The organism is Micromonospora sp. PTRAS2, from assembly GCF_054052245.1.
This window is the reverse complement of the sequence record NZ_JBSWBU010000009.1, coordinates 76,663-89,132: the sequence shown is the minus strand read 5'-3', so window position 1 is coordinate 89,132 and position 12,470 is coordinate 76,663. Positions and strand designations below refer to the sequence as shown.

At 73.2% G+C, this 12,470-nt stretch carries 10 protein-coding genes; 2 read left to right on the top strand and 8 right to left on the bottom strand.

Annotation, left to right across the window (positions count from 1 at the left end):
- Nucleotides 1-4 precede the first annotated feature (4 nt).
- The 8 genes from ACVMYR_RS24845 to ACVMYR_RS24810 form a co-directional block, all read right to left on the bottom strand.
- Nucleotides 5-1,273: a glycosyltransferase gene (locus ACVMYR_RS24845; RefSeq protein WP_457122896.1), complete on the bottom strand. Its 1,269-nt coding sequence runs from the start codon at nucleotides 1,271-1,273 to the stop codon at nucleotides 5-7.
- Between the two features lie 100 nt (nucleotides 1,274-1,373).
- Nucleotides 1,374-2,438, bottom strand: a complete 1,065-nt coding sequence (locus tag ACVMYR_RS24840; RefSeq protein ID WP_396790643.1) for a VOC family protein — start codon at nucleotides 2,436-2,438, stop codon at nucleotides 1,374-1,376.
- The gene (locus tag ACVMYR_RS24835; protein ID WP_228986879.1) at nucleotides 2,435-2,989 is read right to left on the bottom strand and encodes an NUDIX domain-containing protein; all 555 of its coding nucleotides are present in this window, start codon (nucleotides 2,987-2,989) and stop codon (nucleotides 2,435-2,437) included. Before ACVMYR_RS24835 ends, ACVMYR_RS24840 begins: the two co-directional genes overlap by 4 nt.
- The gene (locus ACVMYR_RS24830; protein WP_077937779.1) at nucleotides 2,986-3,882 is read right to left on the bottom strand and encodes an SDR family oxidoreductase; all 897 of its coding nucleotides are present in this window, start codon (nucleotides 3,880-3,882) and stop codon (nucleotides 2,986-2,988) included. Before ACVMYR_RS24830 ends, ACVMYR_RS24835 begins: the two co-directional genes overlap by 4 nt.
- Nucleotides 3,860-4,927, bottom strand: coding sequence for an ROK family protein (locus ACVMYR_RS24825; RefSeq protein ID WP_457122895.1), 1,068 nt, complete (start codon nucleotides 4,925-4,927; stop codon nucleotides 3,860-3,862). Before ACVMYR_RS24825 ends, ACVMYR_RS24830 begins: the two co-directional genes overlap by 23 nt.
- Nucleotides 4,924-6,045, bottom strand: a complete 1,122-nt coding sequence (locus ACVMYR_RS24820) for a sugar phosphate nucleotidyltransferase (protein WP_457122894.1) — start codon at nucleotides 6,043-6,045, stop codon at nucleotides 4,924-4,926. Before ACVMYR_RS24820 ends, ACVMYR_RS24825 begins: the two co-directional genes overlap by 4 nt.
- A complete protein-coding gene (locus ACVMYR_RS24815) occupies nucleotides 6,042-7,322 on the bottom strand; it encodes a sedoheptulose 7-phosphate cyclase (RefSeq protein WP_457122893.1) in 1,281 nt (426 codons plus the stop codon). The genes ACVMYR_RS24820 and ACVMYR_RS24815 overlap by 4 nt, the downstream gene beginning before the upstream one ends.
- Entirely contained in the window at nucleotides 7,319-7,660 is a 342-nt protein-coding gene (locus ACVMYR_RS24810) for a hypothetical protein (RefSeq protein WP_431897006.1), read from the bottom strand. The genes ACVMYR_RS24815 and ACVMYR_RS24810 overlap by 4 nt, the downstream gene beginning before the upstream one ends.
- Before the next feature lie 342 nt (nucleotides 7,661-8,002).
- Between ACVMYR_RS24810 and ACVMYR_RS24805 the strand changes: the two genes are divergently transcribed.
- Together ACVMYR_RS24805 and ACVMYR_RS24800 are read left to right on the top strand one after the other, a co-directional pair.
- The gene (locus ACVMYR_RS24805; RefSeq protein WP_457122892.1) at nucleotides 8,003-9,484 is read left to right on the top strand and encodes a S8 family peptidase; all 1,482 of its coding nucleotides are present in this window, start codon (nucleotides 8,003-8,005) and stop codon (nucleotides 9,482-9,484) included.
- Between the two features lie 116 nt (nucleotides 9,485-9,600).
- Complete coding sequence (locus ACVMYR_RS24800) at nucleotides 9,601-12,327, top strand: hypothetical protein (RefSeq protein ID WP_457122891.1); 2,727 nt, start codon at nucleotides 9,601-9,603, stop codon at nucleotides 12,325-12,327.
- The last annotated feature ends 143 nt before the right edge of the window (nucleotides 12,328-12,470 follow it).

Sequence of the window (12,470 nt, the reverse complement as noted above, 5' to 3'; positions counted from 1 at the left end):
CCTCTCACTCGGTGATGCCGGTCATGACCTGGGTCGCGAGCCGCACCTCGCCGGTGTAGGAAGCGGGTGCGTCGCCGTCGACGAAGCGCTTCGGGTCGCCGATCGGCATCTCGGCCCGCCAGGTCAGCGCGGGGATGTGGGCGTTGATGAGCTCGCCGTCGGCGCGCAGCAGCGCCGACGACGGGTGGTACATGTGCAGCAGTGGGTCGTCGTAGGAGTCGAACGCCGAGTTGGTGTCCATGCGGTAGCTGAAGTCGTTGTCCTCGCCGCCCCAGCCCTCGAACCGTTCGTCCATGCCGTCGATGCGCAGGAACGCAGACTTGCGCACCCAGACGCAGCAGCCGGGCGGGCGGCGCAGCACGAAGGCCCGCAGCCGGTCCGGGTCGACCTGGGCGCTGCCCTGGGCCAGCCGCTGCTCGATGGCGTGGGCGGTGGACTCGGCGTCGAGGCACCACATGTCGCGGTAGCTGAGGTGGCCCATGGTGCCGGGACGGTTGAACCTGCGCGCGTTGCGGGCGACGAAGTCGCGGTCGGCCAGCACGTCCGCGTCGAGGATGCACACCACCTCGGGGTCGCAGGGGGCGTTGACGACGCCGACGTTGACCGCCCACGACTTGTTGAACAGGCCGTCCTTGTGCACCCACAGGTAGTCGTCGGCGTACGGCTCGATCACCTGCTGCGAGCGCGGCTCGGTGTCGGCCTCGACGACGAGGACGCGGTACTCGTCGCGCGGGGCGGACTGGTCGCGCAGCGAGGCGAGGCAGGCGAGCAGGTTACGCAGCCGGGTCCGGTCGGGCGTCCGGTCCCGGAACGGGACGACGACGAGGATCTGGGCCCGTGCCGGGTCGCCGGGCGGGGGCCCCGGCGGGAGCGCACGCAGCTCCTCGAAGGACGCCCAGCGCCGCACCGGCCGGGTGCCGTACAACGCGCCGAGGTGGCTGCCGAGGCGGCAGTTGGACTCGGCCCGCCAGCCGTGGGCGAACAGCGCGGCCACCGTGTCCGACGGTGGCGCGGCGGCCAGCGCGGTCAGGGCCCGGTGCAGGGCGGCGTACGCCTGGGGGTTGCGGGTGTCGGCGAGCAGGGCCTCGGCGAGCCGGCGGACCTCGGCGTCGTCGACGTCGCGCACCGCATCCACCACGGCCTGGGTGTAGGGGCGTCCGCGTTCCCAGTAGAAGATGCTGGACTCGGGCGCCTGTGGGTCGGCGGCGACGACCAGGCTGTCCGCGACGGCCGACGCGAGGGTCTGCGGATGCGACGGTTGGACGAGGGACATCGTCAACTCCCCGGGTAGTGGCCGAAGGTCGGGCCGGTCGGCGGGCCCCCGACGCCGGTGCCCCGGCGTGGGCGCGCGGCGTCGACCCCGGCGGGGCGGGTCACCGGTCCGTCCAGCTCAGGGCGCCGGCCGGGGCCCGCCGGGCCGCCGTGGTCCGCTCGTAGGGCAGCGCGCCGTCGGGCATCCGGACGACCTCGACGTGCAGGCCGATCGGGCTGCGCACGTAGACCCACCGGTCGCCGGCGATCGGCCCGTCGTCGATGGTCTCGGGCGCGCCCAGGACGGTGAACCCGGGACGGGCCGCGAGGTGGCGCGCGGCGGCGTCGACGTCGCGCACGTGGATGGCGAGGTGCCGGCCGCCGACGTCGCAGTTGCGCGGTGGCGGGGCGGCCCGGTCGGTGTGGGCGAAGGTCCGCAGTTCCACGTTGTCGGTGGGGCCCATCCGCAGGGCGGCGACCTCCACCGGACCGTCGGGGTCTGCCTCGACGCCCCGGTGCAGCAGCTCTCCGCCGAGCACGTCGGCGAACACGGTGAGCGCCTCGTCCAGGTCTGCGACGGTGTAGCCGATGTGGTCCACCCCGCGCAGCCCGGTGATCGGCGGCGGACCGGGCGGGCGGGCGCCCCGGTTGGTCCAGGGCCCGTCCGGGCGGTGCCGGGCCGCCGGGGCGGGTGGCCCGTGCGGCGCGGGCTCCGGCGGCGACCGCAGCTCGAACGCCAGCCCCCACGGCGTACGGAAGCGGGCGCGGCACGCCCCGGCGAGCGGTGACCGCCCCCCGGCGGCCGGGCCGGGGTCCTGCGGGGTGAGTCCGCTGAGCCGGCCGACGGCGGCGGTGGCCTCGGCGACGTCGGCCACGAGGAATCCGAGGTGCTGGTGGCCGGGGTCGTGGCGCTGCGGCGGCGCGGTGACCTGCCCGGCCACGGCGTACTGGAAGAGTTCGAGGTTGGTGGTGGGGCCGAGGCGGATCAAGGCGATCTCCGCCGTGGCCCGGGGCGGCACGTCGAGGTGTTCGCTCATCCAGTCGTCGGTGCGGGCCAGCGGCGGCAGGCGGTAGACGACCTCGCCGCCGAGGACATCGACGGCGAACGCGGTGGCCGCGTCGAGGTCGGCGACCGTGAGCGCCACGTGGTCGACCCGCTGCGCGCCGGGTATGCCGGGGCCGGTCATCGGTATCTCCCGTCGAGCAGGGTGAGCGCCGCCAGGGAGACGGCGTCGGTGAAGCTGCCGTCGGCGACGAGCTGCCGCAGCTCGGCGTGGGTCACGAACCGGTGCACCAGGTCGCTCTCGCTGGCCTCCCGCGCGGGTGGCCCGGCGACCAGGTCGGTGGCGAGGAAGATGTGGCAGCCCTGGCTGGCGTAGCCGTAGGCCACGTGGACCCGGCCGAGGTGGCGCATCGTGCCGGCGGTCAGGCCGGTCTCCTCGCGCAGTTCGGCGGCGGCCAGTTCCTCGGCGCCGCGCCCGCCGGCCGGTTCGGACCACGAGCCCTGCGGGAACTCCCAGTACCGGCCGCCGACCGGGTAGCGGTACTGCTCGACGAGGTGGAATCCGCCCGGCTCGGCGGGGACGACGAGGGCGAAGTCCGGCTTGTCGACCACGCCGTAGACGCCACGGGACCCGTCGGGGCGTTCCACGGCGTCCTCGCGCACCGTCATCCAGGCGTTGCGGTAGACGGTGCGACCGGTGATCCGGCGGGTCACCGGGCCGTTCGCGGCGCTCACCGCGCCGCCCGCACGCCGTCGGCGACCAACAGCCGGGCGGCCTCGCGGACGCCCCGGACGGGCACGCCGGCGGTGGCGGGTATCCGGGACAGCAGGGTGCTGGTCAGGCAGGTGTTCTCCGGCCGTCCCGCGTAGCGTCCGGCGGCGCGCGGCTCGGCGACGACGAGCCCCGGGTCGACGCCGAGTTCCGCGGCGATGAGCAGCGCCCAGTCGGCGCGCGAGATCCGGTCCGGTCCGCCGAGGTGCAGCAGCGGGACGTCGCGGGCGGTCAGCACGGCGGCGGTCACCGCGGCGACGTCGTCGACCAGCACCGGGGTGGTCCACTGGTCGTGGGGGACGGCCACCGGTTCCCCGGCGAGCAGGCGGTGCGCGCAGGCCGCGAAGAAGTTGAGCCACTTGGCGCTGTCCGCCGGCTCCCAGCCGTAGACGAGGCTGACCCGCAGCACGGTCGCGGCGGCGTGGCCGGCGAACACCTGTTCCGCGGCGAGCTTGGCCCGGCCGTAGGCGTTCGGCGGGGCCGTCGGCGTCGCCTCGGCGCAGTCGGGCCGGCTGCCGTCGAAGACGTTGTCGGTCGAGATGAGCACCAGGCGGCGGTCGCCGGCGGCGGCGAGCATGTTGCGGGCCGCCGTCTCGTGGCCGGCCATCGCCTCGGCCGGGTGCCGGTCGCACCAGGTCACGTCGGACGGCCCGTGGACCAGCACGACCTGCTCGGCGGCGGTGTCGGCGAGCGCGCGGGCGCAGGAGGCCGGGTCCGTCACGTTCAGCGGAGTCCACGGCGCCGCCGCGTGCGGCGGCGGCCGCCTCGACGCGAGGACGGGTCGCTCGCCCGCGCGGGCGAGCCGGTCGGCCACCGCCCTGCCGACGAACCCGCTACCGACGATCAACGTACGCATGCGCGGCCTCCGCTGCGAGTCGGGGATCCGCGCCGGCCGCGGCGAGCATCCGGCCGACACCGATCAGGCTGTGGTCGTCGTCGGCCGCGCCCAGCGTGAGCATCGCGCGTACCTGGGTCGGGGTCAGGCCGAAACAGCCCAGCTCGGTGAGCTCGTCGCCGAGGATGTCCACGAACGGCTGCCCCACGGCCACCGCGAAGCCGCCGATGAAGATGAACCGGCGGATGCCGATGGAGGAGAAGACGCTCGCCACCGCCAGCGCGAGCGGCCGGAGCGCGGCGCGCAGGACGTCGACGGCGAAGCCGTCCCCGCTCCGCACCGCGAGGGCCACGGCCTCGTTCGTGATGCCCTCCGGGCGGCCCGCCGACGACGCCGCCAGCCCCGAGACGCCGAACTCGCCGGGCCGCTGCCGGGCGGCGACCCGCACGGCCCGCAGGATGCCGCGTCCGGAGGCGATGCCGCCGAGGTGCCCGCGCCCGCCGCAGTCGCACGGCGGCGCGGTGCCGCTCCAGTCGACCCGCCAGTGGCCGAGTTCGCCGCCGAAGCCGGCGTCGTCGACCAGCACCTCGCCCCGGCGGAAGACCTTACTGCCGACGCCCGAGCTGACGGTGAACAGGCAGAAGGCGTCGTCTGCGGCACGGGCGTAGCGCCACGCCGCCGCCGTGATGTCGTTGACGGTCAGTACCGGGACCCCGAGCCGCGCGCCGAGGTGGGCGTTCAGCGCCACGGACCCGCCGCCCTCGCCCCAGATGGTGGGGGCGGCGAGGGCGACGCCGTCGGCGGTGGTCGGCCCGGCGAACGACAGGCCCACCGCCCGGCTGCCGGCGGCCTCCGACCTGACCAGGTACGCGGCGAGTTCCGTGGTGAGCTGGCCCAGGACCCGCTGCTGGAGTTCGGCCACGGGCGCGCCGGGATGGCGGGCCAACCCTTCGGTCGCGACGCGGCGCACCCCCCGTACGACGGGATCGCCCGCCGTCACGTGCCCGATTCGCAGGGTCGTCCCGCCGATGTCGGCGACGACGAACGTGTCGTCCCGGGCGGTCATCGGTGGGCCTCGGCGACGGCGTCGCCTCCAGCGGCGCACTGCGCGACGGTGCCGTCCTCCAGGACGATCGCCCCGTCGATCCGGGCGCCGGCCGCCACCGCCGCCCCCGGCAGCAGCACGCTGTCGTGCACCACCGCGCCAGCGCCCACCCGGGCCCCGGGGTAGACGACGCTGTGCGTGATCTCGCCGTGGTTGACCAGGTCGGCCGGGACGAGCGAGCGGCGGATCCCCGGCGCTTCGTCGACCACCCGCCGCGCGACCTCCGGCCGCACGGTGGCGGGCAGGTCGGCGAGGGGGATCGACGGCGGCTGCCGAAGCAGCGAGCGGTGCGCCAGGTGGTAACGGTCGACGGTGCCGATGTCCTCCCAGTAGCCGGGCACCCGGTGGCCGCGGATGAGCTCCCCGCCGGCCAGCATGGCGGGGATCACGTCGCGGCTGATGTCGTGCTGCCAGGCGGTGCCGGCGAGCTGTTCCAGGTAGCGGCGCAGGACCCCGGCGTCGAACAGGCAGAACGCCGCGAACACCAGGTCACTCGTGGGCTCGGCGGGTTTCTCGACGAACGCGGTGAGGCGGCCGGCGTCGTCGAACTCGACCATGCCGAACAGGTGCACGAAGCGGCGTTCGATCCGCTGGTACGCGACCGTCAGCGCGGCCTTCGACGCCCGGTGCTCCCGCAGCATGTCCCGGTAGTCGAAGCGGTAGACGTGGTCGGCGTGCAGCACCAGGACGTCGCGGGGCGCGCCGCCGAAGACCCAGCGTTCCTTGCTGATCAGGGCGTCGGCGGTGCCCCGCTCGGCGGGCCAGGTCCGCTCCGGCAGCGCGCCGGGGACGGTCCCGGGCGGGACGCTGCGGTACGCCTCGTCGTAGGGCCCGAAGTGGACGCGGAACCCCGGCGTCCGGTTCCAGACCCGGTGCAGGTCGTCCATCAGCATGCGTTCCTCGTACTGCGACAGCAGCAGCACCTCGTCGAGGCCGGAGTCGCAGGCGTTGCGCAGGCTGAAGTCGATGAGCCGGCTCGTCCCGCCGAACGGGATCAGCGGCTTGAGCCGGCCGACGCCCAGCGGGCCCATGCGCTCTCCCCGGCCACCGGCCAGCAGCACCGCGCGTACGCCGTTCATCCGTTGCTCCCCTGCGTCGGCGCGGACGGGGCCACCGCCATCGACGTCCAGTTGGGTTCCAGGCGGGCCAGGGCCGCGGCCAGCTCCGCGGGGGTCACATCGTCGACGAAGCGGGCCTGGCCGATGCCGGCCGTGAGGGGGATGAGCTGCCGGCCGTCGCGGTGGCGCACGGTGTCGGCCAACGCCTCGGTGAGCAGCTCGGTGGAGCAGACCGGGTGCCAGGTCGGGAGGCCGAGTTCGCCCATGACCAGGCGCGCGCGGCTCAGGTCCTCGGCGGAGAGCAGGCCCCGGTGGTGGGCGAGCACGAGCGACAGCGCCATGTCCACGGCGACGGCCTCGCCGTGCAGCAGCTCCGGCAGCGCCCGCATCTCGATCACCGGCGAGAACGAGTGCCCGTAGTCGACGACCCGTTCGAGCTGGTGTTCCCAGAGGTTCGGCTGCAGCTCCTGCAGCATGCCGCCGATCGCGAGGCGGATCACGGCCAGCGCCGCCGCGCCGCCGTCGGCGCTGCCGACGGGCTGCATCCGCTCGGCGATGATGCGGGCGCCGTGGACGGCGAGGAGCTCGAACAGGCGGCGGTCCTTGATCAGCGCCATCTTGAGCACCTCGGCGAGCCCGTTGCGCAGGTGCCGCACGGGCAGCGTGACCAGGAAACCCGGGTCGATCAGGGTGGTCGCGGAGGGGTGGTACGTGCCGAGCCGGTTCTTGTGGTCGCTGAAGTTCACGCCGGTCTTCGAGCCGATCCCGGCGTCGACCATGCCGATGAGGGTGGTCGGCACCCGCACGTACGGCGTCGAGCGGCGGTAGAGGCTGGCGGCGAGCCCGACGATGTCGGTGAGCACTCCCCCGCCCACCGCGATGACGGGCTCGCGGCGGCGGGCCACGCCGAACGCGTCCATGGCCGACACCACGCGGAACACCGACGTCATCGTCTTGCGGCGCTCGTCGGCCTCGACGACGCACAGCTCGTAGGTCACCCGGTGCGCCTCCAGGTACGCCCTGATGCGTTCACCGAACAGGACGTCCACCTGGGAGTCCAGCACGACCAGGCGGCGTCGGCCGGGGCCGTCCCCCGTGCTCGCGGCGGTCACCATCAGGTCGGAGGCCGGGTCGAGCAGCCCCCGGCAGAGGCGCACCTCGTAGCTCACGGCCTGGGAGGCGTCGACCCGCCACCCCGGGTCCCCGTCGTGGCCCAGGGTCGACAGCCCGTTGCCGGTGGCGGCCTGCCCTGCGGATACCGGCGTCGTCGATTCGATGAGTCCCTCCTCCGTCGTCACTGCGGTTGCCCTGGGGTCACCGGCGGAGTCACTGGGGTCAGCAGCTCGATGGTGACGCTGGACGGGTCGAGGGCCGGCGTGGTCGACATGGTCGGTCGGGCCTTCTCGAACCGCTCCATGGTGGCCGCGATGTCGTCGGTTTCGACCTCGTAGATCGCGACGTACCGCCGGCGTTCGCCCGCGGCCTGCGGGGCGACGAAACGCTGCGCCCCGACGAAACCGGGGACGGCGAGAACCTCGGCGAGATGAACACGGTCGTACCAGTGGTTGAACTCGTTCTCACAACCATGGAACGGACTGGTGTGGATCAGCAGCAGGTGACGATTTTTCACGGCCATCGCGCATTACTCCAGCTATGACGAGGATGGCGGTTACGTGGCCTGGATCGCCGGGATCGGCAGCAATATCCATCAATGCAGACATGGACCATAACCGATCGCCCTGCACGCGGCAATGCCCTGCGAAAAGGATCTAGCCGGCATCGCCAGTGCATCGGGTTCCTACACCTGACCAGCAAAGTCATTCTAAAATATTGACACCTGGCTATTGGTGCTGAATCATGCACCACCATGGATCATTCCCGAGTGCGTCGACCGAATGTGGTCGGTCTCGCCGCGTTCGCGGCAGCGACAACCATCCTGGCAATGGGAATTTCATCTCCGGCAACTGCTGCGGGACAGGTGCGAGGAACCGGAGATCCGGGTGCCATCGACGGCAGTTACCTCGTCGTGTTCGACGACCGGGTCGCCGCCGACAATCGCGCGGACATCGCCGCCCTGACCGGACGGCTGGCCGCGAAGTACGACGTCGGGGTGGAACACACCTACGGGCACGCGCTGCACGGTTTCGCCGGCACGATGAGCCGCACCGCGGCCCGACGCCTGGCGGCCGAGTCCGGCGTGTCGTACGTCCAGCAGAACCGCGCGGTGCGGGCCCTGGACACCCAGCCCAGCCCGCCGTCGTGGGGCCTGGACCGGATCGACCAGCGCGACCTGCCGCTGGACGGCAGCTACTCGTACCCGACGACGGCGTCCACCGTGCGCGCGTACGTGATCGACACCGGCATCCGGACCACCCACACCACCTTCGGCGGCAGGGCCACCTGGGGCACCAACACCACCGGCGACGGCCTCGACTCGGACTGCTCCACCAACGGCCACGGCACCCACGTCGCGGGCACCATCGGCGGCTCCCAGTACGGCGTGGCCAAGGCGGTCTCCCTGGTCGCGGTCAAGGTGCTCAACTGCGGCGGCAGCGGCACCCTGGCCGGCGTCACCGCCGGCGTCGACTGGGTGACCGGCCACCACGCCGCCGGCGTGCCGGCCGTGGCCAACATGAGCCTCGGCGCCAGCGGCGCGCAGGGCGCCCTCGAGGACGCCGTGCGCAACTCGATCGCCGACGGCATCGTCTACGCCATCGCCTCCGGCAACAGCAACCTCGACGCGTGCAACTACTCCCCCGCCCGGGTCGCCGAGGCGATCACCGTCAACGCCAGCACCACGGCCGACGCCCGCGCGTCGTTCTCGAACTGGGGCACCTGCACCGACATCTTCGCCCCCGGCGACGGCATCGTCTCGGCGTCCAACGGCAGCGACACCGCCACCGCCACGCTCAGCGGGACCTCGATGGCCACCCCGCACGTCGCGGGAGCCGCCGCGCTGGTCCTCGCCGGCAACCCCGGCCTGACCCCGGCCCAGGTCGCCAGCGCCCTCTTCGACGCCTCGACCCCCGGCAAGATCACCAACCCGGGCACGGGCTCGCCGAACCGCCTGCTCTACACCGGCTCCGCGCCGCCCTCCCCCGGCACCGCCACGCTCACCCGGTACTACGGGGCCGGCGACCACGTCAGCTCCACCACCCACCCCGGCGGCAGCTACCAGGCCGAGGGCCCGCTCGGCAAGGTGCACACCAGCGCCGTCGCCGGCACGCACGCCCTCTACCAGTGCCAGGTGGGCAGCGACAGGTTCACCTCCCTGTCCGCCGGCTGCGAGGGGAAGACCTTCCTCGGGGTGATCGGCTACGCCTACGACGCGCCGCCGGCCGCCCCCAGCCAGGTCTTCTACCGGTGCCGGGTGCGCAGCAACGGGGAGCACTTCGACTCGCCGGACGCGAACTGCGAGGGGCAGATCGCCGAGGGGTCGCACGGCTACCTGCTCCTCTGAGCCGCCCGCCCCACCCGCCCGCCCACTGACCGACGGGCGGGGCGCGACCCGGTCCCGTGGCCGCGCCCCGCCCGTCCCACCTGACCCCACCGCCCCACGCCGCGTCGGGAGGACGCATGAGACGACTGCTCGCCGTTCTGGCCGCGCTCATCGTGCTGCCGTTCACCCCCGTGCTGCCCACCGCGTACGCCCACGCCGACGGCTGGTCCGGGCCGCAGTCGACGATCGTCAACCGCAACGGCCGCAAGGTGATCCAGTTGTGCGACCAGGGCGGTGGCTGCCGGACGACCACGCCGTTCTTCATGGCGCTCAACACGCAGAGCACCCCGATCGGGCAGAACAACTGGTCGTACTTCAACTACCAGGCCCAACTGGCCGCGGCGAACACGGCCGCGCCGGAGATGAACGTCGCGCCCATGCTCCAGGTGCACCTCAACAACACCAGCGACGCGTTCATCGACCAGTTGGCCGGCCGGCTCAACCAGCTCAACCCCCGGCCGTACCTGATGGTCCGCATGTACCTGCAGGACGCGCCGCCCGGCGCCGAGCCCATGCGGATGAAGGACCTCCAGGGCAACGTCCGCGACGACACGAACGGCGCGGGCCACCCGTGGACGTTCAGCGAGGCGTGGCTGGCCTACCAGGAACAGCAGATCAGCCGGGTGCTGACGCGGATGGACGCCCAGTATCCCGGCCGGGTCATGGCGGTGCTGATCGCCTACGAGAACGGCGGCGAGTGGTTCTACCGGCCGTACGGCTACGACGACACCACCAACAAGATGCTGGACTGGGGCAGCCCGAACCTCTGCGCCACCGGCCCGGACGGCGTGCGGGTCTGCCAGCTCTACCCCTGGACCAACGACGCGGGCACCCGGCCCGGCCCGCGCGGACGGCACTCGTTCTACCTGGACGACTACTCCGCCAGCGCCGAGACCGGCTTCTGCGCCTGGAGCGCCCTGCCGGCGAGCCTGGTCCCGGGCTGCCGGTCGGCCACCCCCACCGAACGCAACAACGCCGTGCCCGGCCAGTCGCCGCCGACCTCGGGGGCCGCACGCGGCACCGTGCTGGACCCGGCCGACGTCAACTCGCTGCGGGCCGCCAAATACCAGCAGTACCTGTCGTCGCGCAACGTCGCCGCCATCACCCGCCTGCTGGCCAGGGCCAAGCAGGCCACCGGCAACCGCATCCTCACCGCCGTCTTCTACGGCTACCTCTACGGCCTGCGCGCCGAACTGGGCATGAGCGGGAGCAACGACCTGGCGACGCTGGTCGACAGCCCGTCCGTGGACATCATCGGCGTGCCCTACTCGTACGGCGACAGCCGCAGCCTCGGCAACGGCTTCGTCCAGCAGGGGCCGCCGGACACCATGCGGCTGGCCAACAAGCTGTGGCTTGACGAGGACGACACGCGTACCCTGCTGGCCTGCGCGCCGACGAACTGCCAGCCCGTCCCGTTCCAGACCGCGACGAACCTGTGGGACAGCATCCGCCTGCTGCGCCGCGACCTGACGACCGCCGCGATCGGCGGCCGGGCCCTCCACTTCCTCGACCTGCAGGGCGTCGGCTGGTTCGGCGACCCGGCGCGCGCCGGCGACTCGGAGGCCCTGTGGGCGAACCTCCAGTCGGTGTTCCGGGCCGCCGACAAGATCCAGCACGGCGGGACGAACGCCTACCAGCCGCAGGTCGCGGTGTTCGTCGACGACGTGTCGGCCAACTACCAGCCCGCCCTGACCCCCGCCGGGGAGAACTCGTACGCCTTCGCCAGCGACCAGCTCTCCAACCTGGTGGACGACCTGACCCGGCTGGGCACGCCCGTGCGGCACTACCTGCTCAGCGACCTGACCAAGGGCAACCTCGACCTGAACGCGATCAAGCTCGCGGTCCTGCCGAACGCCTACGCGGTCTCCCCGACGGTGCGCACGGCGATCGACACGAGGCTGAAGACCCCCGGCCGCACCGTGCTGTCGCTGTACGCCGCCGGGTACGTGCAGGGCGACCAGGCCGCCTCCACCGCCTCGATGGCCGCGCTCACCGGCATCACGGTCGCCAAGGGCACCGGCACCCCCAACCTGGGGCAGAACTACTCGTTCGTCGGGCAGAGCGGCGGGCCGGCGTACCCGCTGACGCCGTGGTTCACCGTCACCGACGCGGGCGCGACGACGCTGGGCACGTACCAGGCGGGCGGGGTCTCCCTGGCCCGCAAGTCCATCCCCGTCGCGGGCGGAAGCTGGACGTCGGTGTACGCCGCCGCGCCCAAGCTGCCCCTGGCCGCGCTGCGCAGGATCAGCGAGGACGCGGGCGTGCACCACTTCGCGCCGGCCGGCGACGTCGTGGAGGCCGCGGGCAACACGCTGATGGTGCACGCCGGCACCACCGGCACGAGGACCGTCCGGCTGCCGCAGGCCATGCCCCGGGTGTACGAGACCGCCCTGTACCCCAGCGACGTCGAGCTGTGCCGCAACTGCTCGCAGCTGGCGAACCTGCCGTTCAACGCGGGCGACACCCGGGTGTTCCGCTGGACTACGCCCCCGCGCGGCAACTTCGAGCTGCTCACCGGCTCCACCGTGGAGGGCTGGGCCGTCGACCCGGACCAGCCGGGGACCTCCTCGACGGTGGCCGTCTACCGGGGCGGGCCGGCGGGCGTGGGAACCCACCTGGGCGACTTCCCGACCGCGACCAACCGGCCGGACGTGAACGCCTACTTCGGCATCAGCGGGGTGCACGGGTTCCGGTTCACGCTCTCCGGGTGCACACCGGGCACCCAGCTTTACGTCTACGCCCTCGACCCGGAGGGCGGCACCGGCGACGGCGGCACCTACCTGGGGGCACGTCCCTGCACGTGAGGCGAACCGGGCGCGGCTGCGATCACATCGGGCCTCCGGGCGGGGCGCGTCGCGAAGTCGGCCGGCTGCTCGGAGAACACGACGGCCTTGCCTTGGCCCACGGCCCAGCCCCACTTCGACGCAGACGCTCACAGGCCCAACGT